Here is a 26,968-nt window from a genome sequence, read left to right as displayed (position 1 = left end):
CTCTCTGGAAATGCCCGATGAACCCCACCGAAAGCCTCAAGGACTACAAGCGCGTACGCACGCTGGCGATCCGTTCGTTATTCGAGATCATCGAGCAGTCCAGCGAAGGCACGGTGATTGTCGACCGTGACGCGAACATTGTCTGGATGAACGAACGCTACGCCCGGCGCTTCGGCCTGAACTCGGCGCATGAGGCGATTGGCCGGGCGTGCGAAAGCGTGATTCCCGGCAGCCTGTTGCGGGAGGTTGTGCGCACCGGGCGCCCGATCCTGCTGGACATGCAAGACACGCCCAAGGAGCCGTTGGTGGTGATGCGCCTACCGATCCACGACAGCGCGGGTGCGGTGATCGGTGCCATCGGCTTTGCCTTGTTCGATGAGTTGCGCAGCCTGTCGCCGATGCTCAAGCGCTACCTGAGCATGCAGGAAGAACTGGCCTCCACCCGCTCGCTGCTGCGGGCGCGGCAGACCAAGTACAACTTTGCCCATTTCATTGGCACCAGCAACGCCGGCCTTGAGGTCAAGCGTCGTGCCCGGCGCAGCGCCAGCGCCGATTCGCCGGTGCTGCTGCTCGGCGAAACCGGCACCGGCAAGGAACTGCTGGCCCAGGCCGTCCACAGTGCTTCGCCGCGGGCGCACAAGGCGTTCGTCAGCATCAACAGCGCGGCGATTCCTGAATCGCTGCTGGAAGCCGAATTCTTCGGCACCGCGCCAGGGGCGTTTACCGGGGCCGACCGCAAGGGCCGCGCCGGTAAACTGCAGATCGCCCAGGGCGGTACGCTTTTCCTCGACGAGATCGGCGACATGCCGCTGCCGCTGCAAAGCAAGCTGCTGCGGGTGCTTCAGGAAAAGGAATACGAACCGGTGGGTTCCAACGAGGTGCTGCAAAGCGACGTGCGGGTGATCGCCGCCACCTCCATGGACCTGGAGGCGGCGATCAAGCGCGGAGAGTTTCGCGCCGACCTGTATTACCGCCTCAACGTGCTGCCGATCCACGTTCCGCCCTTGCGTGAACGCCTGGATGATTTGCCGGCCCTGAGCGAAGCGATCCTGGAAGAGTTGCGCAGCCAGCACGAACTGAACCCCACCGCCCTCGCCCTGCTACGCCAACACGCCTGGCCGGGCAACATCCGCGAACTGCGCAACGTGCTGGAACGCGCCGCGTTGCTCAGCGACGACCTGATGCTCACGGCGGCGGACATCCGCGCGGCCATCGGCACGTTCATACCGGTAACCCGCCCGGCGAGTCCGAGCCTGGAGCCGTTGCCGCAAGAAACTTTCAGCCAGGCCCGGGCACGCTTCGACCGACAGTTGATCGAAACCACCCTCGCGCAATGCGGGGGCAAGGTGGTGGAAGCGGCCGAGCGGTTGGGGTTGGGGAGGTCGACGTTGTACAAGAAGATGGTGGCTCTGGGAATTGCAGAGTCTCAATAGAGAGACTTCATTCTCAAAATATAGACTTGTGGTTTTGGAGCGCTTTGCACTCATCGCGAGCAAGCTCGCTCCCACAGGGATAGGAGTTCTTCTGAAGTACGCGGTCAACTGTGGGAGCGAGCTTGCTCGCGATGAGGCCTGCACACTCCACAAAATTCTCAAAACAGAGACATACCTCTCATTCGCGCCCTACAATCTCAATTAATTTCCTTATATTTCAGTCAGTTACATACCTGGCACAAAACTCGCTAAAGCCCCTCCCACAGCTTCATCACAACAATAACAATCCAGGAGACACACCATGAGTGTGATCATTGCCTTGGCAGCCCTCGCGCTGCTGATGGTCGCCGCCTACCGTGGCTACAGCGTTATCCTCTTTGCCCCCATCGCCGCCCTCGGTGCCGTCCTGCTCACCGACCCGTCCGCCGTCGCCCCCGCATTCACCGGGGTGTTCATGGAGAAAATGGTCGGCTTCATCAAACTGTATTTCCCGGTGTTCCTGCTCGGCGCGGTGTTTGGCAAGCTGATCGAGCTGTCGGGCTTCTCCCGCTCCATCGTCGCCGCGGCGATTCGCCTGCTGGGTACGCGCCAGGCCATGTTGGTGATCGTGCTGGTCTGCGCCCTGCTGACCTATGGCGGCGTGTCGCTGTTCGTGGTGGTGTTCGCGGTGTACCCGTTCGCCGCCGAGATGTTCCGCCAGAGCAATATTCCCAAGCGCTTGATCCCGGCCACCATTGCCCTGGGCGCGTTCTCGTTCACCATGGACGCCCTGCCCGGCACGCCGCAGATCCAGAACATCATCCCCAGCACGTTCTTCAACACCACCGCCTGGGCCGCACCTTGGCTGGGTGTGATCGGTACGATCTTCGTGTTCAGCCTCGGCATGCTGTTCCTGCAGCGCCAGCGCAACAAGGCCCAGCGTATGGGCGAAGGTTACGGCACCGAACTGCGCAACGAGCCGGAAACCGCCGAAGACATCAAGCTGCCGAACCCTTGGATCGCCGTTTCGCCACTGCTGGCGGTGGGCATCATGAACCTGCTGTTCACCCAGTGGATCCCACAGTGGTACGGCAAGACCCACAGCCTGGCGCTGCCGGGCATGGCGACGCCAGTGACCAGCGACATCGCCAAGCTCACCGCAATCTGGGCAGTGCAGGCGGCGTTGCTGGTGGGCATCATCATGGTCCTGATATTCGGTTTCCGGGCCATTCGCAGCAAGCTGGCCGAAGGCAGCAAGAGCGCCGTGGGCGGTGCATTGCTGGCGGCAATGAACACCGCTTCGGAATACGGTTTCGGCGCGGTCATCGCCTCCTTGCCGGGCTTCCTGGTATTGGCCGACTGGCTCAAGAGTATTCCCAACCCACTGGTCAACGAAGCGGTGACCGTCACGCTGCTGGCGGGCATCACCGGTTCCGCCTCGGGCGGCATGAGCATCGCTTTGGCGGCGATGTCGGAAAGTTTCATCAGCGCCGCCCACGCCGCCAACATTCCCCTGGAAGTGCTGCACCGGGTGGCCGCCATGGCCAGCGGCGGCATGGACACCCTGCCCCACAACGGCGCGGTGATTACCCTGCTGGCGGTGACCGGGCTGACCCACCGCGAAGCCTACAAAGACATTTTCTGCATTACGCTGATCAAGACCCTCGCGGTGTTCTTCGTGATCGGTGTGTTCTACGCCACTGGCATTGTGTGAGGTTCCTATGACATCCCCTCTTTCGGGCAAGACCGCCCTGGTCACCGGTTCTACCAGCGGCATCGGCCTGGGCATCGCCCTGAGCCTGGCCAAGGCCGGCGCCCACCTGATCCTCAACGGCTTTGGCGATGCCTCGGCGGTGATCGCCGAGGTGAAACAGTTCGGCGGCAAGGTCGGTCATCATCCGGCCGATGTCAGCGACCCGGCGCAGATCGCCGACATGCTCGCCTACGCCGAGCGCGAGTTCGGCGGCGTTGACATTCTGGTGAACAACGCCGGGATCCAGCACGTGGCCGCCGTGGAAGATTTCCCCGTGGAGCGCTGGGACTCGATCATCGCCATCAACCTGTCCTCGGTGTTCCACGCCACCCGCCTGAGCCTGCCGGGCATGCGGGCCAAGGGCTGGGGGCGGATCATCAACGTCGCCTCGGTGCATGGCCAGGTCGGCTCGGTGGGCAAGGCGGCGTATGTCGCGGCCAAGCATGGGGTGATTGGCCTGACCAAGGTGGTCGGCCTGGAAACCGCCACCAGCAACGTGACCTGCAACGCCATCTGCCCGGGCTGGGTGCTGACGCCACTGGTGCAAAAGCAAATCGATGATCGCATTGCCGCCGGCGTCGATCCGCAACAGGCCCAGCATGACCTGTTGGCCGAGAAACAGCCGTCCCTGGAATTCGTCACCCCGCCGCAACTGGGGGAACTGGTGCTTTTCCTATGCAGCGAAGCCGGCAGCCAGGTGCGCGGCGCGGCGTGGAATATTGATGGTGGGTGGCTGGCTCAATAACCCCACTATCCTCTGGCAAACGCGGTTTTGTGGCGAGGGAGCTTGCTCCCGCTGGACTGCGCAGCAGGCCCATTAGGCGGCCGCTACGCAACCGAGCGGGAGCAAGCTCCCTCGCCACAGAAGCGGTTCTCGCCATAAATAACGCCTTGTGCTGCAATGTTTATAAGCCCGAAAAAACAAGAGGCACCCCATGTCCGACATCCTCTGGCAACCCAGCCCCGAACGCATCGCCCAGTCGCGCATGAACGCCTTTCGCCAGTTCGTCAACGCGCGGCATCACCTGCAACTGAATGATTACCCCGCCCTGCACGCCTGGAGCATCGACCAGCGCGAAGCCTTCTGGCAGGCCATTGTCGATTTTTTCGAGATTCGCTTTCACCACGCGCCCGACGCGGTGTTGGTGGAAGGTTCGCAGATGCCCAGCGCCCAGTGGTTCCCTGGGGCCACCCTGAACTTCGCCGAGCACCTGCTGCGCCGCCGCGATGACGCCGTCGCGGTGGTGGCGCTCGACGAAAACGGCGGCCAGGAACAACTGACCTGGGCCGAACTCGCCGCCCATGTCGCTGGCCTGCAAAAAAGCCTGCAAGCCGCTGGCGTCAGCCAGGGCGACCGGGTGGCCGCGTGCATGCCCAACACCTGGCAAACCCTGGTGGGCATGCTCGCCACCACCAGCCTGGGGGCTATCTGGTCGTGCTCGTCACCGGACTTCGGCACCCAAGGGGTCATCGACCGGTTCGGCCAGATCGAACCCAAGGTGCTGATCACCTGCGGCGGTTATCGCTACGCGGGCAAGGTCATCGACCAGCGAACCAAGGTCAACGAAATCCTTGAACGTTTGCCGTCATTGCAGCAATTGATCGTACTGCCTTATGCCCAGCCTGACGCCCGCGTCGAGGACTTCAAGACCCCGGCCGCGGTCGCGTTGTGGAACGACTTCTATCAAAGCGGTGGCGAACCGGCGTTCGTCAGCGTGCCCTTCGACCACCCGCTGTACATCCTGTATTCCAGCGGCACGACCGGCGTGCCGAAATGCATCGTCCATGGCACCGGGGGCGTGCTGCTGCAACACGTCAAGGAACATGGCCTGCACGTCGACCTCGGGCCCGAGGATCGGCTGTTCTACTACACCACCTGCGGTTGGATGATGTGGAACTGGCTGGTGTCGGCCCTCGCCGTGGGCAGCACGGTGGTGCTCTACGATGGTTCGCCGTTCCACCCCGGTCCCGAGCGCTTGCTGGACCTGATCGACCAGCAGCGCATCAGCGTATTCGGCACCAGCCCCAAGTTCCTCGCCGCCCTGGAAAGCGAGGGCCTCAAGCCCCGCCAGACGCACCGTTTGGACAGCCTGAGAGCCCTGCTCTCCACCGGTTCGGCACTGGCGCCCCATAGCTACGATTATGTGTACCGCGACATCAAGGCCGATGTCTGCCTGGCCTCGATGTCCGGCGGCACCGACATTGTGTCCTGCTTCGTCAACGGCAACCCGCTGTCACCGGTGCGCCGGGGCGAAATGCAGGGCAAGAGCCTGGGCATGGCCGTGCAGGTCTGGAACGAGGCCGGCAATCCGGTCATCGGTGAAAAAGGTGAGTTGGTGTGCACCCGGCATTTCCCGGCGATGCCCATTGGTTTGTGGAACGACCCTCGGCAGGAAAAGCTTCGCGCCTCCTACTTCGCCCAGTTTCCCGGCGTGTGGGCCCAAGGCGACTACGCCGAAGAACTGCCCCACGGCGGTTTCCTGATCCATGGCCGCTCCGATGCCGTGCTCAACCCAGGCGGCGTGCGCATCGGCACGGCAGAAATTTATCGGCAGGTGGAAAAAGTCGAGCAAGTGCTGGACTGCGTCGCCATCGGCCAGCGATGGCAGGCCGATGTCCGGGTGGTGCTGTTCGTGCGCCTGCGCGATGGCGTGACGCTGGATGAAGCCTTGGCGCAACAGATCCGCCAGGTTATCCGGGCCAACACCACACCGCGTCATGTGCCGGCGAAGATCCTCGCGGTCAGTGATATTCCACGAACCATCAGCGGCAAGGTGGTGGAGTTGGCGGTGCGCAACGTGGTGCATGGCGAGGCGGTGAAGAACACCGATGCCCTGGCCAACCCCGAGGCGTTGGAGCAGTTTCGGGATCGACCGGAGCTTGCCGACTGAGCGCAACAGGCAGTTTTGTGGCGAGGGGATTTATCCCCGCTGGGGCGCGAAGCAGCCCCTGAATCTGACACCCCGGCATGTCAGACTGATTGAGCCAACTGTATCGGGACTGCTTCACGCAGTCCAGCGGGGATAAATCCCCTCGCCACAGGGGTGGTCCCCGACACGATCAGTCCATAAGCCCCCACTCTCCCGCCGCCGGATCGACCGGTGGCACCGCGCCCGACTCGGTATGCAACTTCAACCGCAACCGCAGGTTGTTCGCCGAGTCGGCATTTTTCAGCGCTTCTTCCTCATCAATGGCACCTTCGACCACCAGATTGAACAAGGCCTGGTCAAAGGTTTGCATTCCCAGTTCCTCTGACTTTTCCATGATGCCCTTGAGCTCGCCAAGCTCGTTGCGCCGGATCAGGTCGGCCACCGTCGGCGAACCCAGCATGACCTCCACCGCCGCCCGCCGCTGGCCGGTGCGGGTACGCACCAGGCGCTGGGAGACAAACGCCTTGAGGTTGTTGCCCAGGTCATTGAGCAATTGCGGCCGGCGTTCTTCCGGAAAGAAATTGATCACCCGGTCCAGGGCCTGGTTGGCGTTATGGGCATGCAAGGTGGAAATCACCAGGTGCCCGGTGTCGGCGAAGGCCAAGGCATGCTCCATGGTTTCCCGATCACGGATTTCGCCGATCAGCACCACGTCCGGCGCCTGGCGCAGCGTGTTTTTCAGGGCTGCATGGAAACTGCGGGTGTCGACACCGACTTCCCGTTGATTGATGATGGATTTCTTGTGCCGATGGATATACTCCACCGGGTCCTCGATGGTGATGATGTGGCCGCTGCTGTTGCGATTGCGGTAATCGATCAGCGCCGCCAGGGAGGTCGACTTGCCCGAGCCCGTCGCACCGACGAACAGCATCAACCCCTGTTTCTGCATGATGGTGTCTAAAAGCACTCGAGGCAGTTTCAGGTCTTCGAAGCGCGGGATGTCCAGCTTGACGTTGCGAATCACCATGGACACGTCATTGCGCTGCTTGAAGATATTGACCCGGAACCGCCCGACGCCGGCCAGGGAGATCGCCAGATTCATTTCCAACTCCCGATCGAACTCAAGGCGCTGTTCGGCGTCCATCAGAGACCCGGCGAGCCTGGCAATGTCGCCGACCTTGAACGCCTCGTTACCCAAGGGTTTGAGCACCCCCTCGAAACGCGCGCACGGCGGCGCCCCCGTGGACATGTAAAGGTCGGAACCATTCTGGCTCGCCAGGATTCGCAACAACGGATCGATTTCCATGGACTGAAACTTCCGCGAGACACCAATGAAACAAGCTGAGCCGAACATGAACCTCTTCAGACCCACCTGCACTTACGTTCCTCAAAGGATAGTAGACGCCGTGGTACAGACACGACAGCCAGGGGTCGCCTGATGCACGCGACACCCGCCGGCAGCGATATACAGCGCCTGATCAGCCAGGTGGACTGGACCCTGACCCCGCTGGGCGCTGCCCAGAACTGGCCCCAGAGCCTGCGCACCGCCGTGGACATCATGCTCCATTCGCCCATGGCGATGGCCTTGCTGTGGGGACCGCAGCTGTCCCATCTCTACAACGACGCCTTCGGCCGACTGGCCGGTGACAAGCACCCCCGGGCATTCGGCCAACCGACCCATACAGCATGGCCCGAACTCAAGAGTACGACCGAAGGGATTTATCACCGGGTGTTGCAAGGCCAGACACACTCCTGCCGCGACCAGCAATGGCGCGTACCCTTCGCCGGCCGTCTCTGTGATGTCTGGCTGGACCTGACCTACAGCCCGGTGCGTGACGAAAGCAACAGCGTCGCCGGCATCCTGGTCACCGCCATCGAGACCAGCGAACGCCGCCGCCTGGCCATGGAGTTCGAACGCCGCTCCGAGGCCAGCCTCAAGGCCCAGCACGAAAGCGAAGAACGCCTGCAATTGGCCCTGGCCGCCGCCGATGCGCTGGGCACCTGGGATTGGGACATCAGCGAAGACCGCTTTATTGCCGATGCACACTTCGCCCTGTTGCATGGCGTCGACCCCAGCCTGTCACGCCAGTTGCCTATCAGTGCCTACCTCGAAGGCGTGCACCCCGAGGACCGGGCGATGGTTGCCCGCAGCATCAAGCACTGCATCACCCATGGCACCGAATACGCCGAGGAGTACCGACTGCTGCAGCCCGACGATGAGTTGCGCTGGGTGTACGTGCGCGGCCGTTGCTACAAGGATCGCCACGGCCGACCCAAGCGTTTTCTTGGCGCGGCGCTGGACCTGACCGAACGCAAGCGCACCGAGCAAGCCCTGCGCCAGAGCCAGACCGAGCTGCAGTTGATCATCAATGCCATGCCGATCCTCATCAGCTACGTGGACCGCGAAGAGCGTTTCCGTCTGAACAATAGCGCTTACCTGGACTGGTACGGCCTGACCCCGCAGGAGCTCTACGGCAAGACCATCCGTGAAGTGCTCGGCGAAGAGGCCTATGCCGCCCGCGCCCAGCAGATCGCCGATGCCCTGGCCGGCAAGCCGTGCAGCTTCACCGTGCAGATGGACCATCGCGACGGGCGCCCGCGCCATTCGCTGATCAACTACCTGCCTCGCCATGGCGCGGACGGTGCGGTGAACGGTTTCTACATCTTCGTGATCGACGAAACCGAGAGCCGAAAAACCGAGGAGGCCCTGCGCAACCTCAACGAAACACTGGAAGAACGCGTCATCGCCCGTACCCAGCAATTGGCCGAAGCCAATCACCGCCTGCAAAGCGAGATGTTCGAACGCGAGCGCGCCGAAGAAGCCTTGCGCCATGCGCAGAAAATGGAAGCCGTCGGCCAGCTCACGGGCGGCATTGCCCATGACTTCAACAACATGCTCACCGGCATCCTCGGCAGCCTCGACCTGATGCAACGCTACATCGCCGCCGGCCGCGCCGCCGAGATCGGGCGCTTCACCGAAGCGGCGGTTTCCTCGGCCAACCGCGCGGCGGCCCTGACCCATCGGCTGCTGGCTTTTTCCCGGCGCCAGTCCCTGGACCGCAAACCGCTGGACGCCAATGACCTGGTGCATTCGCTCGAAGACCTGCTGAGCCGTACCACCGGCGATCACATCGTGCTGCGGCTGCAACTGGCCAGCGAGCTGTGGCCGGTCAACACCGACGCCAGCCAGTTGGAAAACGCCCTGCTCAACCTGGTGATCAACGCCCGCGATGCCATGCCCGAGGGCGGCGAATTGATCATCGAAACCGCCAATGTCTATCTCGACGGTACGGACATCAACACCCTGGAGCCGGTCAAGGCCGGGGATTACGTGATGATCGCCGTCAGTGACAACGGCAGCGGCATGACCCCCGCCGTGCTGGCCAAGGCTTTCGATCCGTTCTTCACCACCAAGCCTATCGGCCAAGGCACCGGCCTGGGCTTGTCGATGATCTACGGCTTTGCCCAGCAGTCGGGTGGACACCTCAACCTGGACAGTGTGCCGGGCCAAGGTACGCGGGTGCAGCTGTACCTGCCGCGCTTGCACGCTTCGTCGGCCCAACCACCCGAGACGCCAGAGACGGTCGTCGTACCGCCGGCCATCGCCGGGGAGACCGTGTTGCTGGTAGAGGATGAACCCGCCGTGCGCATGCTGGTGCTCGACCTGTTGCAAGCCTTGGGCTACACCGCCCTGGAAGCACGGGACGCCATGACGGCCCTGCCCATGCTGGAATCGGACCAGCGCATCGACCTGCTGGTGACCGACGTCGGGCTACCGGGCATGAATGGCCGGCAACTGGCGGAAATCGCCCGCCAGCACCGCCCGGGGCTGAAAGTGCTGTTCATGACCGGTTACGCGCAGAAAGCCGCCGAACGCCAGGGGTTCCTCGAACAAGGCATGGACATGGTCGCCAAGCCGTTCACCCTGGATCTGCTGGCCAACAAGATCCGGACGATGATCAACCATGGCAACTGACTTGAGGCATAATCGCCGCCCCGTCGCACCGTTCAGGTCACCGCAGCAATGAAAGCCCAAGCCCGCCATATCCTGGTGAAAACCGCCGAAGAAGCCGAACAGCTCAAGCAACGCATCGCCAAGGGCGAAGCCTTCGATGTGCTGGCCAAGAAATACTCCACCTGCCCTTCGGGCAAACGCGGCGGCGATTTGGGTGAGGTAAGGCCGGGGCAGATGGTCGGCGTGATCGATGCGGTGATTTTCAAGAAACCGCTGCGGGTGGTGCACGGGCCGATCAAGAGCAAGTTCGGGTATCACCTGGTGCAGGTGTTCTACCGGGATTGAAACGATGGTGTGTTGCGAACACCGTCCCTGTGGTGAGGGAGCTTGCTCCCGCTCGGCTGCGCAGTAGCCGCCAATCGCTTATTGGGCCTGCTTCGCAGGCCAGCGGGAGCAAGCTCCCTCGCCACAGGGAAAGCAACTTTTGTGCCGTCAGTCCTTGGGCATCAACGCCCCCGGTACCTGGATCACCCGGCTCGCCAACAGGTGCCCTGCCTCGGCCGCCTCCGCCGGGCTGCCGCCCAGCAAACGACTCGCCAGGTACGCAGCACTGAAGGAGTCTCCCGCCGCCGTGGTGTCCACAACGCGCTCGACCCGCAAGGCAGGGACTTCATAGGACTGGCCGTCGCAACGAATCAGGCAGGCCTCGGCACCGCGCTTGAGTACCACCTCGGGGGTGCCAAGCTGCGCATAGGCGGCGAACACCGCTTCGCTGTCGGCATGACCGAACAATGCCTGCTCGTCCTCTACGGTCAGCAGCGCCAGTTCCACATAGGGCAAGACGCTGCGATACGCCACCCGCGCCGCTTCGATCGAGGCCCAGAGCCGGGGCCGGAAGTTATTGTCGAACACCACCAGCGCCCCGCGCCGACGTGCTTCGACCAGGGTTTCGATGAGTTTGCCACGCCCCTGCTCGCCGAGCACCGCCAGGGTGACGCCGCTGAAGTACAGCACCTCGTAATCCGGCAATGCGGCCAGGATCGGTGCGGCGGCCGGGGTGGTAAAACAATCGCGCACCGCCGCCTCGTTGCGCCAGTACAGGAATCGCCGCTCCCCCGCCGCGTCAGTCTGGATGCAATACAAACCCGGCAGGCGTCCAGGCAAGCGCTGGACCCGTTGCAGCCCGATGTTCTCGGCGGCCCAGTTTTCACACATGGCATCGCTGAAACTGTCATCGCCCAGGGCCGTGACGTAATCCACCGTGCCCCTGTCGCCCAAGGCGCGGGCCAGGTACACCGCGGTGTTCAGGGTATCGCCGCCGAAGCTTTGCAGCAGGCTGCCATCGGCGCGTTGTTGCAGTTCGATCATGCATTCGCCGATCAGGGCGATGCGGGGTTTGGGGTTGCTCATGGATGATCCTGATAATTCAGCGGTGTCTGGCAGGCCGCTATCGCGAGCAAGCACCCCCCCACAGGGAGATCACAGATTCTGTATTCACAACAATCCAGTGTGGGAGCGGGCTTGCTCGCGATAGCCGCGACTCGATCTCAAGCCTTAGAAACAAGTCTCCATGCTCTCGACCACCCGCAATTGCTCATCCACCAGGCATCCCACCCGCCACTTGTCGAACGTCAGGCACGGGTGTGAAGTGCCAAACGAAATGATGTCGCCCACACGCAGCTCAACCCCTGCCGCCACATTCATGAACGCATGCTGGTCCATCACCGCCGTCACCTTGCAGCCACTCACATCGTCAGCCGCTACCGTGTCCGATCCGGGCTGGTAGCGCTTGAGGGGGACCGGCAATCCGGCGTCGTAGGCCACGTCGCGCTTGCCCAGGGCGATCACCGCGAAGCCCGGCTCCGGCAGCGATTGCACATGGGCCCAGACTTCCAGCGCCGGGCGCAGGCCTTCGTGCAAATCGCTGCGCCGCTCCAGCACGCAGCACTGGGCTTCTTTGTAGATGCCGTGGTCATGGGCCACGTAACTGCCGGGACGCAGCACGCTGAGGAAACGCCCATGGGCATTCTGGGCTTCGAAGGATTCGGCGATCAGGTCATACCAGGCCGACCCCGAGGCGGTGATGATCGGTTTGTCGATGGCGAACGCGCCGTTGTCCTGCAACTGCACCGCCAACCGCACCAGGGACGCTGCGAACGCACGAATGCCACTGATGGCGTGGTCACCGTGGATCACCCCTTCGTAGCCTTCGATACCGGTCAACGCCAACGCCGGTTGCGCCTGGATCGCCTCGGCCAGGGCCAACACCTCGGCTTCGGTCCGGCAGCCACAACGACCGCCGACCACGCCGTACTCGATCATCACGTTCAGCTTCATACCGCGCGAGGCGAAGAACGCCCCCAGGTCCGCGACGTTGTCCGGATGATCAACCATGCAATGGAATTCGAACGCCGGGTCAGCCAGCAGATCGGCGATCAGCGCCATGTTTGGCGTGCCCACCAATTGGTTGGCCATCAACACTCGGCGCACACCATGGGCATAAGCGGCACGGGTCTGCACGGCGCTGGCGAGGGTCAGGCCCCAGGCACCGGCATCGAGCTGGCGTCGAAACAGCGCCGGGGTCATGCTGGTCTTGCCGTGGGGGGCCAGTTCGGCGCCGCTGTCGGTGACGAACGCTTGCATCCAGCGAATGTTGTGCTCCAGCGCCGCGCGGTGCAACACCAGTGCCGGCAGGCTGACGTCCTTGAGCAAATGAGCGCCGACGGTGGCCGCACCCTTCTCTACGCCAGCATTGGGAATGACAGAAGACATGTTGGTACTCCTCGCACGCGACCGCTCGCAGCCGCGGTTATCTATTCATTGATGCGCCGGGCCAGGTTGTTGGCGCTTTCGATCAGCACCCGGCGGTAGTCGGCGTAATTGTTCTTGGCGTCGGCCCGTGGGGCGACGATGCACAGGGTGGCGATGGCCACGCCGTCGGGGTTTTTGACCGGTGCGGCAAAGCAGTGGGTGAAGGTGTCGGCGACACTGTCGAAGGAGAAAAAACCATCGATGCCGGCCTGGCGGATTTCCTTGAGGAATTGCTCCAGGGGCAGGCGATCGCCGTCCGGCAAAATGAAGTCGTCAGGGTCGATCAGGTCGACGATCTGCTGGTCACTCAAATGCGCCAGCAGCAGACGCCCGGACGCCGTCCACGGGATTGGCGCATTTTCCCCGATGTCCGATGAAATGCGAAAATGCCGCTCGCCTTCCTTCATCAGCGCGACGGTGTATTTGCGCCCGTTGAGCAGGCACATCTGCGCCGTTTCCCGGGTCTGGCGCACGATCTCCTGCAAGGCCTGGTCAGCCTCGCGGCTCAGGTCGAAATGCCGCAGGTGTGCCTGCCCGAGAAAATACAGCTGGCGGCCCAGGTAGACGTGACCGTCCTTGCCCACCGGCTCGAGGATGTGCCGCTCCAGCAGCGACGCCACCAGTTCATAGACCGTGGACTTGGGGCTGCCGATGCCGCTGGCAATATCGTTCGGGCGCAGCGGCTGGCCGATTTCCTTGAGGAAGTCGAGGATATCGAACGCCCTATCCAATCCTCGGGCCCGGCGTTTGATGGTGTCTTCGGTCATGTCTTCGGTTCCTGAAGTTTCACTCATAGTCGCATGTATCTTTATTGTGGCGAGGGAGCTTGCTCCCGCTGGCCTGCGCAGCAGGCCCAATTTCTTGCGACTGCTGCGCAGCCGAGCGGGAGCAAGCTCCCTCGCCACAAAAGCGAATTCGCCAGAATATCCTGTTCACCCTTTTTTCTTGTAGGCCACACAATCGATCTCGACCTTGCAATCGACCATCATGCTCGCCTGCACACAGGCCCGGGCCGGGGCGTGTTCCGGGCTGAAGTACTCGCTGAATACTTTGTTGAAACTCCAGAAATCCCGCGGGTCATCCAACCACACGCCGCAGCGCACCACGTCCTTGAGGTCGTAACCGGCCTCTTGGAGAATCGCGATCAGGTTCTTCATGGTCTGGTGGGTCTGCTCGACGATCCCGCCGACAATGATCTCGCCGTTCACCGCCGGCACCTGGCCGGACACGTGCAGCCAGCCATCGGCTTCCACGGCGCGGGCGAATGGCCGTGGCTGACCGCCGCCTGCGGAGCTGCCGGTGCCGTAGCGCGTAATGCTCATGGGTGTTTCTCCTTACTGAATAAAATTAAAAACGGGTGTTCTTGAGGAATTCCGCCAGGCGTGGCGACTGTGGCCGTTCGAACAATTCCTTCGGTGGCCCTTGCTCTTCGATGCGGCCCTGATTCATGAACACGATCTTGTCGGAGACCTCGAAGGCAAAGCGCATTTCGTGGGTCACCAGCAGCATGGTCATGCCGTCTTCGGCCAGGCCCTTGATCACGTTCAGCACCTCGCCGACCAGCTCCGGGTCCAGGGCCGAAGTCACTTCGTCGAACAGCATCAGGCTGGGGTTCATCGCAATCGCCCGGGCAATCGCCACGCGCTGCTGCTGACCGCCAGACAACTGGCCGGGAAAGTGATCGCGCCGCTCCAACAAGCCCACCCGCTCCAGCCATTTCTCGGCCAGGGCCACCGCTTCATCCTTGGGCAGTTTTTTCACCTTGAGCAGGCCCAGGGTGACGTTCTGCAACGCGGTCAAATGCGGGAACAGGTTGAATTGCTGGAAGGCCATGCCGGTCATCGCACGGTGCCGGGCGATGACTTTTTCGGCGTGGCGCACACGCTTGCCGTCGATGTCGTCGTAACCGATGGACTCGCCGTCGAGCATGATCTGCCCGCCCTGGAATTCCTCGAGCATGTTCACGCAGCGCAGCAGCGTGGTCTTGCCCGAACCGCTGGAGCCGATCAGCGTGACCACGTTGCCGCGCTGCATGCTCAGGTCCACGCCCTTGAGCACTTCCAGCGGGCCGTATTGTTTGCGCAGGCCGCGAATGTCCAACAGCGGTTGGGTGTTGGAAGGAGTCGAAATATCAGTCATGGCAAGGCCACCCGCTTTTCAATGTGCCGTCCGAGCAATTCGATGGCGTAATTGATGATGAAAAAGAGAAACCCGGCGAACAGGTAAAACTCCAGGGTCATGAAGGTCCGGGCGATGATCTGCTGGGTGCTGAGCAGCAATTCGGCGACGCCGATCACCGACAGCAGGGTCGAGGCCTTGACGATCTCGGTGGAGGAATTGACCCAGGTCGGCAAGATTTGCCGCAAGGCCTGGGGCAACAGCACATAGCCCAGCGACTGGTAAAACGTCAGGCCGATGGCCTGGCTCGCCTCCATCTGCCCACGGGGCAAGGCCTGCAAGGCCCCGCGCACGATCTCGGCCACGTGGGAGCCGCAGAACAGCGTCAAGCCCAGCACGCCGGCCTGGAACGCGCCGATCTGCCAGCCCAGGGCCGGGGCCATGTAGAAGCAGGCCAGCACCAGCACGAACACCGGCGTGCCGCGGATCAGGTCGACGTAGAAGCGAAACGGCGCGCGCATCCAGGTCCGGCCATAGGTCAGCACCAGGCCGGCCACCAGACCGATCAGCGTGCCCAACACAATCGCCAACAGCGAACACTGCACACTGGTCAGGAAACCGGCCCACAGGGTGTCCCGGGCGACCCATAACTCATGCAACCAACTGGGTGATTCGTACATGGGAGACTCCTAACGGCGAATCGCCAGGCGTTGCTCGAAATACCGCAGCACCATGGCAATGAGGTAACAGGCCGCGACATACAGGGCCGTGGTCACCAGCCAGGTTTCGATCACCCGGTAGCTCTCCACGTTGATCTTGCGGGCGTAATAGGTCAGCTCCGGCACGGCAATCGCCGCCGCCAGGGAGGTGTCCTTGAACAGCGAAATGAAGTTGTTCGACAAGGCCGGCAACACGTTGCGCAGCATCACCGGCACGGTGACGTAGGCCTTCACCTGCCACTCGCCAAGACCGATGGCCAGCCCCGCTTCACGCTGTCCCTTGTGAATGCTCAACAGTCCGCCGCGAAACACTTCGGTCAGGTAGGCCCCGGCGTACAGCGAGAGGGTGATGACGAACGACGGCAGCTTGTCCAGGCGGATGCCCAGGCTCGGCAAGGCAAAGTAGATCAGCAGGATCAACACCAGGATCGGTGTATTGCGGATCACCGTGACATACACCGACGCCAGCACCCGCAGGACCCGATGCTTGCTCAGCAGCGCAAACGCCATCGCCAGGCCGATCACGCAACCGATGGCGATCGACACCAGCGCCAGGGAAAGCCCCAGGCCAAGCCCCGCCAGCAGCGTGTCGAAATCGCGCCAGACGGCGGCAAAGTTCAACTGATAATTCATGGTCGGCAGTACCTTCGACGAAGCGCCCGCAAGGGGCGCCCCGGGCTCACAGGGTCATTTGAATTCAACAGGGAAACCAATCGCTGGCGACGGCAGGTCCACACCGAACCACTGCTTGAACGATGCGGCGTAGGTGGGGAATTCCACGCCGGTCATGGCTTCATGCAAGGTCGTGTTGACGAAGTTCAGCCAGTCCTGGTCGCCGCGCTTGACCGCACAGGCGTAGGTTTGTGGGCTCCAGGCGTAGGCCGGGCTGCGATAACGGCCGGGGTTCTGCACCATCAGGTATTTGACCGAGGACTGGTCGGTGGCGGCGGCATCGGCGCGGCCGGAGTTCACCGCTTGGTACATCAGGTCAACGCTGTCGTACTGGTCGACCTTGGCCTTGGGCAATGCCTGATGCACCAGCTCCTCGGCGTAGACGTTCTGCAGCACCGCCACGGTGACGTCATCGCCCGCTGCCTTGAGGTCTTCGATTTCCTTGTACTTGCTGTTGGCCGGCAGCAGCAGGCCCACGCCTTCGCGGTAGTACGGCAAGGTGAACGCCACTTGCTGGGCGCGGCTGGCGGTGACGGTGATGAACTGGCAGCTCATGTCGACTTTGTCGGTCAACAGGTTGGGGATGCGCGCATCGGAAGACTGCACCACGAACTCGACCTTCTCCGGGTCGTTGAACAGGCCTTTGGCGACCATCCGCGCGATATCGATATCAAAGCCCTGCAACTTGCCATCCGCTCCCTGGAAGTGCCACGGCGCATTGGTACTGCCCGTGCCCACGATCAATTTCCCCCGCTGCAGCACGCTATCCAGCTTGCTGTCGGCCGCCTGGGCGACACCCAGTGCAGCCGTCGTGGCCGCGAAGAGAAAAACACACGCTTTGAACAAGGAAGGTCGGCGTTGCATGGCAAGCACTCCAGATTGAGTTTATTCCGCTATACCGGAATATGGTATGTAACAACGGAATAGACAGCAGAAAGTGTGCCACAGGCTTGGAGCGCATGGGTGAGAAAAATGGAAAGTCAGGGAAATCAGGGAGATGGGAAAAACAGACCTGCGGGCAGCAGCGTCCGCATTCGAAGGGTGTTGCTACCGTTGGCTACGAGGCACGGGTAACAAGGCCCCAAACCGGGTACCCGGCGCACCGAAACGGAGCCACGCTGGAGTTGTAAATGGATACCCTGTGGGAGCGAGCTTGCTCCCACCATTGTTCGGCGGTGTACCTGGGCTATTTGCGCTTGTAGCTCTTGCTGCCGCCAGGTGTGAGGCAATAGACCCCGCCCCGGGGGCCGACACAGTAATTGCCACTGCCGCACTGGCAACCGTCGGCGGACTTGAGCAACGACTGCGGCCGGGCCTCGTTGCGAAGCCCCAGCACAGCGGAACAGGACTTCTTCGAAGCACTGATCGAGCCGTCGTTGCAGAGGAAGGTATCGCCATCACACCCGGCGATCCCGCCCTTGCGCCCGGAACAAGGTTGATTGGCGGCAAGGGCCGAAGTGCCCAGGACCAACAACAGGATCGCGACACAGGTGCGAAGTAAAGCGGACGTTCCGTGACAGCAGTTCATGGCAGCTTCCTGGCTGATAGATGGCTCTATGCTAGCACTGGAAAGAATTCCACAAACGCTATCGGGAAAATTTGGCCATCACCGCCTGGCTGCCTCGTCATAAACCTGGCCGCGCTCACGCTTACCCACTGCAATCACCGTGACGACCAACACATCATCTACCACGCGGTAAACCAATCGATAACCCGCACTGCGCAGCTTTATTTTATAAGCGTTGCCCAACCCGGTGAGACGGTCCGCTTGGACATGTGGATTCACCAGTCGCTCTTCAAGCTTTTTTTTGAATTGCTCCCTGAGTGTTGCCCCCAATTTCTGCCATTCCTTCCATGCCTTATCGGAAAATTCCAACTCATAGGTCATCGAGAGAAACCTTGATCGTTGGATCGTTTTCACGCTCGCGGCAAAGAGCAGCCAACTCCATGTCCTCAAGCCGGTCCATCATGGCTTCATATTCCCTGGCAGGGACGCAATAGAACGCGGGCTCATTACGATTGAGGATCGCTACAGATAATCCTCCACCGGCAGCAACGGTGCCCATTGGGTTTTTCTTGAGTTCAGAAATGCTGGCGACTACTTGGGAAAGCACGATATGTGTCATGAAACGAGTCCTTGAGTACTCTTAATAGCGCTAAAAATAGCACTCTAAAACACCCCTTGCCACTGCTCAGCGCCCGCAAAACCTCACCCTGGACAACATCCGCAAATCCCCCTCGCGGTAATAGTCATCACTCCAGCTGTCATCCACCGCCAGTGGCTTGACCTGCTTGAGGGCGAGTTTTTTCGCAAAGTAGCGAAAGCGGTAATGCTCATAGAAACGCAGCAATTCCAATCCGTAGCGGTCGGCCAGGTCGGTGTCGCCCTGGATGATCAGGTAGTTCTCGTCGTTGCCGCTGCTGGCGGCAGCGCTGAGGTTGTGGCTGCCGCTGATGATGGTCGGCGTGTCGCTGGTGAAGTCGGTGACGATGGCCTTGGTGTGCACCAGCAGGTTGCCCTTCTGGCCTTTCATGTTTTCCTTGAGCCAGCCTTCCAGGCCGGTGTTGAGCAGTGCGGTGGCGGCGAATTCAGCGGTGCGGTCGGCATGGAAGCCGGTGATGCGGCTCTTGGTGTTTTGCAGGCCGTAGCGCAGCACGTCGTCATTGGGTTGGCCGAGCACGGCGTCAAGAATCCGGTCGGGCAAGACGAATGCGGTGACGAACAACAGGTCCTTTCGGGCCGCGTTGATGATGTCGACGAAGCGGTCCAGGTCGCCCTCTCCTGTGCGTGGCGAAAAACCGATGAACAACTGTTCCTCCGGGACCATGGGATTGTTCTGATTGATCCACTCACGGGTGGTCCCGACGTCCTGCGGTACGGCCCAGATCTGCTCGAACACCTGGCGATAGCTGTCGCTCACCCGCGGATCGTCCAGCACATGGACCACATTGGCCTGGCGGTAGACGCCGTTGGCGGTGAAGTTGGTACTGCCGCACAACACCGCCTCCGGTTGTAACGCACCGCCGCCATCGACCTTGCTCAACACAATGAACTTGTCGTGGAAAATGTTATGGGTGACCCGCCCACGCTTGTTGGCCGCCGGCAATTTTTCCAGGTTGGCTTCGTTGCGCAGCGTGGTGTCGTCGCCTGGCTCGGCGTGGTAAAGCACGCGAACTTGTGCGCCGCGCACGTGAGCGGCGTTGACCGCGTCGACGATCACCGGCAATTCGTATTCATAGATGGCGACGTCCAGGGCCCAGTGGGCATCCAGCGCCCGGTCGATGAAACCGGTCAAGCGCCCCAGCAAGCCATTTTCCAACCAACGGCGCGGGGCATCGGGCCAGTCATCGATGGACAGGTTTTTGTTGGCGCTAATCAAAGCGTCCACGTCGGGAAACTTGCGCTGGAACGCCTGGCTGGCGGCCACGGCCCGATTGAAGATCACTCGCTGGTTGATTGGCTGACCGTCGTCGCTGGTGACCGTGACGGCCAGGGATTCCCCCAGCTGTGGCGCGTCGGGACTGCCATAAGCCAGGTGCACGCGGTAGTGGATCGTCACACCGGGGTTGACGGCGTAGTCGGCCCAGCGAAATTTCTGCAACGGCGCCTTGTCGCTGGGGGTGGCGTGGAACTGGGGAAACGTGTGGGCCTTGTCGGGGAAGGTCAGGCTGTTGAACAGGAACAGCCAGGGTTTGTCGCCCTGCTGCTTCTCGATGGCAAAGCCCAGCAAGCCCTTGCGCCGGGGTTCGGCCAGATCCATGGCGAGCAGTACGCCGTTGGTGCCGGCATAGGCCTTGACCCGAAAATCGTCCTGGGCGTTGGTGACGAGTACGCGCATGGTTCACTCCTGTGAGGGGCTGCCTGAGCATAGTGCAGCAATCAATGCTTACCTCAGCCAGGTGACTCTTCGTCAATATGCCAATACTCAGCCTGCAACTGCCCCGCCAACTGCCGGGCCCGGCCCAGGCGGATCGGGCCTCTCTCGATGTCGATCAACAGGCATGGGCAATCGAGAAGCGGCGGTGAAAGCCCCTCCTTGACTCGTCCGTCGGTCATCACCAACACCCGTTGCTGCTCCGCCGGGTAGCGCTTGCGGCGCGCCACCAGCCAGCGCCCGGCCTCGTTCAGCGCCGCCAGCAACGGCGTTCCGCCACCGGCACCCAACCCATCGAGCCAGGCGCGCAGGCCCGCCGAGGCCTTGAGCCCTTGCACCTGCCAATTGGGGAGCGTGCCGCTGGCCGTCAACAGCGCCAAGCGCGCGCGTTGTCGGTAGGCGTCGTCGAACAACTGCGCCAGCAGGCCCTTGCCGTCACTCAAGGCGCGATGACGCCGGGTCGAAGCCGACGCATCGACGATGACCAGCCACAGCTCATGGGGCGACCGATGACGACCGTGCCAGCGCAGGTCCTCACGCAGGCGCGGTCGGCCATGGAGCAACGTCCCGGGCCAGTTCACCGCACCGCTGGCCGCGGCTTTGCTGCGGCCCTGGCGTCCTTGCTCCAACTGTCCTGCACGGGGTCTGGCATTCGCCCCCGCCGTTGAACGAGGGCGAATGCCTAGGGCTTTTTTGGCCAGCTCGGCACGTCACGCCGGGCACCGGTCGGCAATGCCCGGGCCGGCAGATCACCCCACTGGCCTTGGCCTTCGTTGGGTTCAGCAGTTTTTTCCGCGCCGGTCGGCGCCTGGGACGGTGCCGGTGCCGAATGCCCGCGCCGCCGGTGCCGCAAGGCAAACTCGGCGACCGCATCGATGTCTTCATCCGCGATGGCATCGGCCCCGCGCCACGCGGCATGGGCCCGGGCCGCCCGCAGCCAGACCAGGTCGGCGCGCAAGCCATCGACACCGGCGGCAAAGCAGCGCTCGGTGATCTGCGCCAGCGCGGCATCATCCAGGGCAATCCCGGCCAACCGGTTGCGCGCCTGTTGGCAACGGTCACGCAACTGCTGTTGAGCGCTCTCCCACTGCGCACAGAACGCCGCCGGATCACTGTCGAAATCCAACCGCCGGCGAATGATCTGCCCACGCTCAGTCGGCGCGGTGTGACCGTCGAGGGCCACGTTCAAACCGAACCGATCGAGCAACTGCGGGCGCAGTTCGCCTTCTTCCGGATTCATGGTGCCGATCAGCACAAAGCGCGCCGGATGCCGATGGGAAATGCCGTCACGCTCGATCAGGTTGGTGCCGCTGGCGGCCACGTCCAACAGCAGGTCCACCAGATGATCGGGCAGCAGGTTCACTTCATCGACGTACAACACGCCACCGTCGGCCTTGGCCAACACGCCGGGAGAAAACTGCGCGCGACCCTCCCCCAGCGCTGCGTCCAGGTCCAGGGTGCCCACCAGCCGCTCTTCGGTAGCACCGAGGGGCAAGGTGACGAACTGACCGCTGGCCAGCAAGTCCGCCAGGCCCCGGGCCAAGGTGGACTTGGCCATGCCCCGCGGGCCTTCAATCAGCACACCGCCGATTTTCGGATCGATCGCGGCCAGGCACAGGGCCAGTTTCAGGTCATCGGCGCCGACCACGGCGGAGAGCGGGAAATGGGGAGTGTGAGTCATGCTGAAGGTCTCATGAATGTGCGAGGTTCCCCTGTGGCGAGGGAGCTTGCTCCCGCTGGGGCGCGAAGCGGCCCCCAGAACCTGGGGTCCCAGTGCCCTTCCAGAACGACGACTGCTGCGCAGCCGAGCGGGAGCAAGCTCCCTCGCCACAAGTGCGCGCCTGTTGTCCTCATTTCAACCATCCTCTTCAATGTCCAACAACAAATTCTCCAACGCCTCGCGGTACTCCCCCGGCGCCTGCCACATCCCCCGCTGCTGCGCTTCGAGCATGCGCTCGGTCATGTCCCGCAGGGCGTCGGGGTTGTGCTGGCGGACGAAATCCCGGGTGTCCGGGTCGAGCAGGTAGGCATCGGCCAGCAAGGCGTACTGGTGATCGTCGATCAACCGGGTGGTGGCGTCGAAGGCGAACAGGTTGTCCACCGTCGCCGCCAGTTCGAACGCGCCTTTATAGCCGTGACGCTTCACGCCGTCGATCCACTTCGGATTCGCTGCGCGGGAACGGATGACGCGGTTGAGCTCTTCTTTCAGGGTGCGGATCTTGGGCAAGTCTGGCTGGCTGTGGTCGCCATGGTAACTGGCCGCCGCGACTCCACCGAGAGTCTCGACCGCCGCCAGCATGCCGCCCTGGAACTGGTAGTAATCATTGGAATCGAGCAGGTCATGCTCGCGGTTGTCCTGGTTCTGCAGCACCGCTTGCACCTGGCTCAGACGTCGGGAGAACTGCCCCCGGGCGGCAGTGCCTTCATCGCTGGCGCCGTAGGCGTAACCGCCCCAGTTCAGGTATACCTCGGCCAGATCCTCGCGGCTCTGCCACAAGCGCCCATCAATCGCGCCCTGCACGCCCGCGCCATAGGCCCCGGGCTTGGCGCCGAAGATCCGCCAGCCGGCCTGGCGCGCCGCCGCTTCCGGCTCCAGGCCCGACGCCAACAAGGCCTCGCATTCGCCGCGGACCTTGGCCGCCAAGGGGTTCAGGTCGTCCGGCTCATCAAGGGCGGCGACGGCCTGCACGGCGGCATCGAACAAGCGGATCAGGTTGGCAAAGGCGTCCCGGAAGAACCCGGACACCCGCAGCGTGACATCGACCCGAGGCCGGTCCAGCAAGCTCAACGGCAGGATCTCGAAATCATCGACCCGCTGGCTGCCCGTGGCCCACACCGGACGCACGCCCATCAGCGCCATGGCCTGGGCAATATCATCGCCACCGGTGCGCATGGTGGCGGTGCCCCACACCGACAGGCCGAGCTGGCGCAGGTGATCGCCGTGGTCCTGCAGGTGCCGTTCAAGGATCAGGTTCGCTGATTGGAAACCGATGCGCCACGCCGTGGTGGTCGGCAGGTTGCGCACGTCCACCGAGAAGAAATTGCGTCCGGTGGGCAACACATCCAGGCGTCCGCGACTCGGCGCGCCGCTGGGGCCGGCCGGCACGAAGCGCCCGTTCAAGGCATCGAGCAGGCCGCGGATTTCCGCCGGACCGCAGGCGTCCAGGCGCGGGGCCACGACGGAGCGCAGGTTTTCGATGATGCCGGCCACCGTCTCCCAGCCCGGCGCATTGAGCTGCTCGACCCCACCGTCCAGTGCTTGCTCGATCAACTGCGCGGCGAACAATTCCAGGCGCTCGCGCGTATCGCCGGCGGTGCGCCAAGGCTCGGCGCTGACCCGGCGCAACGCCTCGGGACACTCGCCGGTCCAGGGCTCGGCCAAGGCACAATCCAGCGGATCGAAACCCAGCCCGAACGCCGTGGCCAGCGCCCGCAACAGACTCGACTGCGCGCCCTTGCCGTCGCCCCGGGGAATGCGCAGCAACGCCAGCAAGGTGTCGATGCGCAGCCGTCCGCTGGGCGACTCGCCAAAAATATGCAGGCCGTCGCGGATCTGCGACTCCTTCAAGTCGCACAGGTAAGTGTCCAGGCGCGGCAGCCAGATCGCCGCATCGGCGTCGCTGTCGAGCCCGGCATCGAGTTGCAGTTCGCGGTCGATATGCGTCTCGCGCACCAGGTTGAGGATGTCCCGTTGCAGCTCCCGGGCACGGCGCGGATCGAGCAATTGCGCCTCGTAGTATTCGTCGGCCAACAACTCGAGGTTGCGCAGCGGTCCGTAGGTTTCGGCCCGGGTCAGGGGCGGCATCAAGTGGTCGATGATTACCGCCTGGGTGCGACGCTTGGCCTGGGCGCCCTCACCCGGGTCGTTGACGATGAACGGATAGATGTTCGGTAGCGGCCCCAGCAGCGCGTCCGGCCAGCAGCTCTCCGAGAGCCCGACGCCCTTGCCCGGCAGCCACTCAAGGTTGCCGTGCTTGCCAACGTGAATCACCCCGTGCACGCCGTAGGTGTTGCGCAACCAGAAATAAAACGCCAGGTAACCGTGGGGCGGCACCAGGTCCGGGTCGTGGTACACCGCACTCGGATCGACCTGATAACCCCGGGCCGGCTGGATACCGACGAACGTCAGGCCCAGGCGCAGGCCGGCGACCATCAGGCGGCCGTCACGGAACATCGGATCGTTCTCGGGCGCGCCCCAGCTCTCCAGCACCGCTTGGCGATTGGCCTCGGGCAGCGCGTCGAACATGGCCTGATAGGCATCGAGGGCCAGGCTCTGGTGACATGGCCGCAGGTCGAGGCTGTCCAGGTCGTTGCTGACACCACCGAGCAACTGCTGGATCAACGCGGTACCGCTCCCAGGCAAATCAGGCGGCAGCGGATACCCCTCGGCCTGCATGGCCCGCAGGATATTCAACGCCGCTGCCGGGGTGTCCAGGCCGACGCCATTGCCGATGCGCCCATCCCGGGTCGGGTAGTTGGCGAGGATCAACGCCACACGTTTTTCTGCGTTGGGCAAACGCGCCAATGTTGTCCAGCGCCGCGCCAGCTCGGCGACAAAATCCATGCGTTCAGGCACAGCCCGATAACAGACCACGTCGCTCTGGCTGCGCTCGCTGCGCCAGGCCAGGTCCTTGAAGCTGATCGGGCGGCTGATGATCCGCCCGTCCAGCTCCGGCAAGGCAATGTGCATCGCCAGGTCTCGCGGGCCCAGGCCCTGCTCGCTTGCACGCCAGCCCGGTTCGTTGTCCTGGGCGCAGATCGCCTGGATCACCGCAATGTTGCGACGGAACGGTCGCAGGTGCGGCGCTTCCGGGCTGGATTGGGCGAAGCCGGTGGTATTGAGGATCACCCCGGCCTCCACCGCGTCCAGCCAGTCTTCGACCAGCGCCAGGCAACCGGGCTCCTTGAGGCTCGCCACGGCAATCGGCAACGGATTGAGCCCCGCCGCTTGCAGGCGCTGACAAAACACGTCGATGAACGCGGTGTTCGCCGCTTGCAAGTGAGAGCGATAAAACAGCACCGCCGCCACCGGTTGTCCGGCCTGCCAGTCGGCTTGCCAATCGTCGAGGCTGGCGTTGGTCTTTCCCGGGTGATAGATGGCCGTGCGTGGCAGGACTTGCGGTTCGGCCCACGGATAATCGCGGCCGAACCATTGGCTACCCAGGTTGTGAAACAGGTCCAGGGCATTGCCCAGCCCGCCCTGGCGCAAGAACTGCCAGAGCCGATCGCGGTCCTCGAAGGGCACGTTGCTCAGGTCGCTGAGTTCCGGGTCCGGACGATCATCCCCCGGCACCAGGATCAGCTTCACCCCGCGCCCGGCCAGTTCCATCAGGCGCTCGATGCCGTAGCGCCAATAGCCGATGCCGCCGTGCAGCGACAACAGGATGACCTTGGCGTGGCGCAGCACGTCTTCGAAATACAGATCCACCGAGGCATGGTTCTGCACCTGCATCGGGTTGGCGAGGCGAAACTGCGGATAATCGCCCGGCAACTGCTTTGCCGCTTCGGCCAGCAGCGCCAGGCTGGAATCGCCGCTGCACAGGATCACCAGCTCGGCGGGGGTTTGCCCCAGGTCGGCAATGTTGTCATCCGACACGAAACCGCCGGGCTGGGTCCTGAGCAGGTGCATGGCTTAGGCGCCGAGGGCGGCGCGCAACTGCGCTTCGAGCAGCGCGGCGTCGAGCGCTTGGCCGATCAGCACCAGGCGGGTGACCCGCGCTTCCTCAGCGCCCCATTGGCGGTCGAAATGCTTGTCGAAACGCGTCCCGACGCCCTGGATCAAAAGGCGCATCGGCTTGTTCGGAATCGCCGCGAAACCCTTGACCCGCAGTACGCCGTGCTGGACCACCAGTTGCGTCAGCGCGTCGAGCAACAGGCTTTCGTCGGCCTGGGGCAGCTCGATGGAGATAGAATCGAAGGCGTCATGATCGTGGTCGTCATCGTCGCCGTCATGGTGGTGATCGTGATGGCTGTGGCGGCCGTCGATGTGTTCTTCGGAACCGGCGCCCAGGCCAATCAGTACGTCCAGCGGCAGGCGACCGCTGCTGGCCTCGATGACCTTGACCGCCGGCGGTAGCTCTTCGGCGACTTCCAGGCGAACCTTGGCCAGGTCTTCAGGGCTGATCAGGTCAGCCTTGTTGAGGATCACCAGGTCGGCGCTCGCCAACTGGTCGGCGAACAGTTCGTGCAGCGGCGATTCGTGGTCCAGGTTCGGATCGAGTTTGCGCATGGCATCGACCTGGTCGGGGAACGCGGCAAAGGTGCCCGCGGCCACGGCCGGACTGTCGACCACGGTGATCACTGCGTCGACGGTGCAGGCACTGCGGATTTCCGGCCATTGGAAGGCCTGGACCAGCGGCTTGGGCAGGGCCAGGCCGGAGGTTTCGATGAGGATATGGTCGAGGTCGCCACGCCGGGCCACCAGTTCGCGCATCACCGGGAAGAATTCTTCCTGCACCGTGCAGCACAGGCAGCCGTTGGCCAGTTCGTAGACGCGGCCGTTGGCTTCTTCTTCGGTGCAACCGATGGAGCACTGCTTGAGGATCTCACCGTCGATGCCCAGTTCGCCGAACTCGTTGACGATCACGGCGATACGCCGGCCCTGGGCGTTGTCGAGCATGTGCCGCAGCAAGGTGGTCTTACCCGAGCCGAGGAAGCCGGTGACGATGGTGACGGGGAGTTTGGCCAGTGTTTTCATCGGATGCCCTTTGGCAAGGTGGCGGGCAAACGGGACGACAACCGCTGGCACAGGCGCGCGCGGAAGATTTCGCCACCGGATCACCC

The 26,968-nt window shown here is 63.0% G+C and carries 23 protein-coding genes; 6 read left to right on the top strand and 17 right to left on the bottom strand.

Going from position 1 to position 26,968, the window contains the following annotated elements:
- Positions 1–17: 17 nt before the first annotated feature.
- From BLT00_RS01130 to BLT00_RS01115, 4 genes are all read left to right on the top strand, one after another.
- Complete coding sequence (locus tag BLT00_RS01130; protein WP_092145641.1) at positions 18–1,433, top strand: sigma-54 interaction domain-containing protein; 1,416 nt, start codon at positions 18–20, stop codon at positions 1,431–1,433.
- A 301-nt stretch (positions 1,434–1,734) separates the two neighbouring features.
- The gene (locus BLT00_RS01125; protein ID WP_092145639.1) at positions 1,735–3,126 is read left to right on the top strand and encodes a GntP family permease; all 1,392 of its coding nucleotides are present in this window, start codon (positions 1,735–1,737) and stop codon (positions 3,124–3,126) included.
- A 7-nt stretch (positions 3,127–3,133) separates the two neighbouring features.
- Positions 3,134–3,910, top strand: a complete 777-nt coding sequence (locus tag BLT00_RS01120) for a 3-hydroxybutyrate dehydrogenase (protein WP_092145637.1) — start codon at positions 3,134–3,136, stop codon at positions 3,908–3,910.
- A gap of 190 nt (positions 3,911–4,100) precedes the next feature.
- Positions 4,101–6,056 carry an acetoacetate--CoA ligase gene (locus BLT00_RS01115; protein WP_092145635.1) on the top strand — a complete coding sequence of 652 codons (1,956 nt, stop codon included), beginning with the start codon at positions 4,101–4,103 and terminating at the stop codon, positions 6,054–6,056.
- A 169-nt stretch (positions 6,057–6,225) separates the two neighbouring features.
- Here the strand turns inward: BLT00_RS01115 and BLT00_RS01110 are convergent, their stop codons facing one another.
- Positions 6,226–7,341, bottom strand: a complete 1,116-nt coding sequence (locus tag BLT00_RS01110; RefSeq protein WP_092145633.1) for a PilT/PilU family type 4a pilus ATPase — start codon at positions 7,339–7,341, stop codon at positions 6,226–6,228.
- Between the two features lie 132 nt (positions 7,342–7,473).
- On the opposite strand from BLT00_RS01110, the gene BLT00_RS01105 reads away from it, so the two are divergent.
- Positions 7,474–10,011, top strand: a complete 2,538-nt coding sequence (locus tag BLT00_RS01105) for a hybrid sensor histidine kinase/response regulator (protein WP_092145630.1) — start codon at positions 7,474–7,476, stop codon at positions 10,009–10,011.
- 48 nt (positions 10,012–10,059) lie between these two features.
- Positions 10,060–10,335: a peptidylprolyl isomerase gene (locus BLT00_RS01100; protein ID WP_003182808.1), complete on the top strand. Its 276-nt coding sequence runs from the start codon at positions 10,060–10,062 to the stop codon at positions 10,333–10,335.
- Between the two features lie 147 nt (positions 10,336–10,482).
- Here BLT00_RS01100 and BLT00_RS01095 read toward each other — a convergent pair whose 3' ends face one another.
- The 16 genes from BLT00_RS01095 to cobW all read right to left on the bottom strand — a co-directional run bounded on the left by BLT00_RS01095 (position 10,483) and on the right by cobW (position 26,882).
- The gene (locus tag BLT00_RS01095) at positions 10,483–11,400 is read right to left on the bottom strand and encodes a sugar kinase (RefSeq protein ID WP_092145628.1); all 918 of its coding nucleotides are present in this window, start codon (positions 11,398–11,400) and stop codon (positions 10,483–10,485) included.
- A 144-nt stretch (positions 11,401–11,544) separates the two neighbouring features.
- The gene (locus BLT00_RS01090; RefSeq protein WP_092145626.1) at positions 11,545–12,762 is read right to left on the bottom strand and encodes an amino acid deaminase; all 1,218 of its coding nucleotides are present in this window, start codon (positions 12,760–12,762) and stop codon (positions 11,545–11,547) included.
- Positions 12,763–12,803: 41 nt separating this feature from the next.
- Positions 12,804–13,568, bottom strand: coding sequence for an IclR family transcriptional regulator (locus BLT00_RS01085; protein ID WP_092145624.1), 765 nt, complete (start codon positions 13,566–13,568; stop codon positions 12,804–12,806).
- Positions 13,569–13,733: 165 nt separating this feature from the next.
- Positions 13,734–14,123 carry a RidA family protein gene (locus BLT00_RS01080; protein ID WP_092145622.1) on the bottom strand — a complete coding sequence of 130 codons (390 nt, stop codon included), beginning with the start codon at positions 14,121–14,123 and terminating at the stop codon, positions 13,734–13,736.
- Positions 14,124–14,148: 25 nt separating this feature from the next.
- A complete protein-coding gene (locus tag BLT00_RS01075) occupies positions 14,149–14,940 on the bottom strand; it encodes an amino acid ABC transporter ATP-binding protein (protein ID WP_092145620.1) in 792 nt (263 codons plus the stop codon).
- Positions 14,937–15,599, bottom strand: a complete 663-nt coding sequence (locus BLT00_RS01070) for an amino acid ABC transporter permease (protein ID WP_028236639.1) — start codon at positions 15,597–15,599, stop codon at positions 14,937–14,939. Before BLT00_RS01070 ends, BLT00_RS01075 begins: the two co-directional genes overlap by 4 nt.
- 9 nt (positions 15,600–15,608) lie before the next feature.
- Complete coding sequence (locus BLT00_RS01065) at positions 15,609–16,271, bottom strand: amino acid ABC transporter permease (protein WP_018608019.1); 663 nt, start codon at positions 16,269–16,271, stop codon at positions 15,609–15,611.
- Between the two features lie 54 nt (positions 16,272–16,325).
- Entirely contained in the window at positions 16,326–17,174 is an 849-nt protein-coding gene (locus BLT00_RS01060) for a transporter substrate-binding domain-containing protein (RefSeq protein ID WP_092145618.1), read from the bottom strand.
- A 322-nt stretch (positions 17,175–17,496) separates the two neighbouring features.
- On the bottom strand, positions 17,497–17,838 hold the full coding sequence (locus BLT00_RS01055; RefSeq protein ID WP_092145616.1) for a YdcA family protein: 342 nt from the start codon (positions 17,836–17,838) through the stop codon (positions 17,497–17,499).
- Positions 17,839–17,916: 78 nt separating this feature from the next.
- Complete coding sequence (locus tag BLT00_RS01050) at positions 17,917–18,198, bottom strand: type II toxin-antitoxin system RelE family toxin (RefSeq protein ID WP_092145614.1); 282 nt, start codon at positions 18,196–18,198, stop codon at positions 17,917–17,919.
- The gene (locus BLT00_RS01045; protein WP_063321995.1) at positions 18,188–18,436 is read right to left on the bottom strand and encodes a type II toxin-antitoxin system Phd/YefM family antitoxin; all 249 of its coding nucleotides are present in this window, start codon (positions 18,434–18,436) and stop codon (positions 18,188–18,190) included. The genes BLT00_RS01050 and BLT00_RS01045 overlap by 11 nt, the downstream gene beginning before the upstream one ends.
- A gap of 66 nt (positions 18,437–18,502) precedes the next feature.
- Positions 18,503–20,149, bottom strand: a complete 1,647-nt coding sequence (locus tag BLT00_RS01040) for a phospholipase D-like domain-containing protein (protein WP_092145612.1) — start codon at positions 20,147–20,149, stop codon at positions 18,503–18,505.
- A 53-nt stretch (positions 20,150–20,202) separates the two neighbouring features.
- Complete coding sequence (locus BLT00_RS01035; RefSeq protein ID WP_256571518.1) at positions 20,203–20,814, bottom strand: vWA domain-containing protein; 612 nt, start codon at positions 20,812–20,814, stop codon at positions 20,203–20,205.
- A gap of 53 nt (positions 20,815–20,867) precedes the next feature.
- Complete coding sequence (locus BLT00_RS01030) at positions 20,868–21,866, bottom strand: magnesium chelatase ATPase subunit I (protein ID WP_092145610.1); 999 nt, start codon at positions 21,864–21,866, stop codon at positions 20,868–20,870.
- A 174-nt stretch (positions 21,867–22,040) separates the two neighbouring features.
- A complete protein-coding gene (gene cobN, locus BLT00_RS01025) occupies positions 22,041–25,814 on the bottom strand; it encodes a cobaltochelatase subunit CobN (RefSeq protein WP_092145608.1) in 3,774 nt (1,257 codons plus the stop codon).
- 3 nt (positions 25,815–25,817) lie between these two features.
- Positions 25,818–26,882 (bottom strand): cobalamin biosynthesis protein CobW, encoded by a 1,065-nt coding sequence (cobW, locus tag BLT00_RS01020; protein ID WP_092145606.1) that lies wholly within the window; start codon positions 26,880–26,882, stop codon positions 25,818–25,820.
- Between the last annotated feature and the right edge of the window lie 86 nt (positions 26,883–26,968).

The organism is Pseudomonas sp. NFACC51, assembly GCF_900103575.1.
Taxonomy (GTDB): domain Bacteria; phylum Pseudomonadota; class Gammaproteobacteria; order Pseudomonadales; family Pseudomonadaceae; genus Aquipseudomonas; species Aquipseudomonas fluorescens_Q.
Note: the sequence above shows the minus strand (reverse complement) of the source record. Positions and strands in the feature narration are given on the sequence as shown.

Excerpts from the sequence above, each read along its gene's own strand:
- BLT00_RS01130 (WP_092145641.1), top strand. The coding sequence starts at position 18 with ATGAACCCCACCGAAAGCCTCAAGGACTACAAGCGCGTACGCACGCTG.
- BLT00_RS01125 (WP_092145639.1), top strand. The coding sequence starts at position 1,735 with ATGAGTGTGATCATTGCCTTGGCAGCCCTCGCGCTGCTGATGGTCGCC.
- BLT00_RS01120 (WP_092145637.1), top strand. The coding sequence starts at position 3,134 with ATGACATCCCCTCTTTCGGGCAAGACCGCCCTGGTCACCGGTTCTACC.
- BLT00_RS01115 (WP_092145635.1), top strand. The coding sequence starts at position 4,101 with ATGTCCGACATCCTCTGGCAACCCAGCCCCGAACGCATCGCCCAGTCG.
- BLT00_RS01110 (WP_092145633.1), bottom strand. The coding sequence starts at position 7,341 with ATGGAAATCGATCCGTTGTTGCGAATCCTGGCGAGCCAGAATGGTTCC.
- BLT00_RS01105 (WP_092145630.1), top strand. The coding sequence starts at position 7,474 with ATGCACGCGACACCCGCCGGCAGCGATATACAGCGCCTGATCAGCCAG.
- BLT00_RS01100 (WP_003182808.1), top strand. The coding sequence starts at position 10,060 with ATGAAAGCCCAAGCCCGCCATATCCTGGTGAAAACCGCCGAAGAAGCC.
- BLT00_RS01095 (WP_092145628.1), bottom strand. The coding sequence starts at position 11,400 with ATGAGCAACCCCAAACCCCGCATCGCCCTGATCGGCGAATGCATGATC.
- BLT00_RS01090 (WP_092145626.1), bottom strand. The coding sequence starts at position 12,762 with ATGTCTTCTGTCATTCCCAATGCTGGCGTAGAGAAGGGTGCGGCCACC.
- BLT00_RS01085 (WP_092145624.1), bottom strand. The coding sequence starts at position 13,568 with ATGACCGAAGACACCATCAAACGCCGGGCCCGAGGATTGGATAGGGCG.
- BLT00_RS01080 (WP_092145622.1), bottom strand. The coding sequence starts at position 14,123 with ATGAGCATTACGCGCTACGGCACCGGCAGCTCCGCAGGCGGCGGTCAG.
- BLT00_RS01075 (WP_092145620.1), bottom strand. The coding sequence starts at position 14,940 with ATGACTGATATTTCGACTCCTTCCAACACCCAACCGCTGTTGGACATT.
- BLT00_RS01070 (WP_028236639.1), bottom strand. The coding sequence starts at position 15,599 with ATGTACGAATCACCCAGTTGGTTGCATGAGTTATGGGTCGCCCGGGAC.
- BLT00_RS01065 (WP_018608019.1), bottom strand. The coding sequence starts at position 16,271 with ATGAATTATCAGTTGAACTTTGCCGCCGTCTGGCGCGATTTCGACACG.
- BLT00_RS01060 (WP_092145618.1), bottom strand. The coding sequence starts at position 17,174 with ATGCAACGCCGACCTTCCTTGTTCAAAGCGTGTGTTTTTCTCTTCGCG.
- BLT00_RS01055 (WP_092145616.1), bottom strand. The coding sequence starts at position 17,838 with ATGAACTGCTGTCACGGAACGTCCGCTTTACTTCGCACCTGTGTCGCG.
- BLT00_RS01050 (WP_092145614.1), bottom strand. The coding sequence starts at position 18,198 with ATGACCTATGAGTTGGAATTTTCCGATAAGGCATGGAAGGAATGGCAG.
- BLT00_RS01045 (WP_063321995.1), bottom strand. The coding sequence starts at position 18,436 with ATGACACATATCGTGCTTTCCCAAGTAGTCGCCAGCATTTCTGAACTC.
- BLT00_RS01040 (WP_092145612.1), bottom strand. The coding sequence starts at position 20,149 with ATGCGCGTACTCGTCACCAACGCCCAGGACGATTTTCGGGTCAAGGCC.
- BLT00_RS01030 (WP_092145610.1), bottom strand. The coding sequence starts at position 21,866 with ATGACTCACACTCCCCATTTCCCGCTCTCCGCCGTGGTCGGCGCCGAT.
- cobN (WP_092145608.1), bottom strand. The coding sequence starts at position 25,814 with ATGCACCTGCTCAGGACCCAGCCCGGCGGTTTCGTGTCGGATGACAAC.
- cobW (WP_092145606.1), bottom strand. The coding sequence starts at position 26,882 with ATGAAAACACTGGCCAAACTCCCCGTCACCATCGTCACCGGCTTCCTC.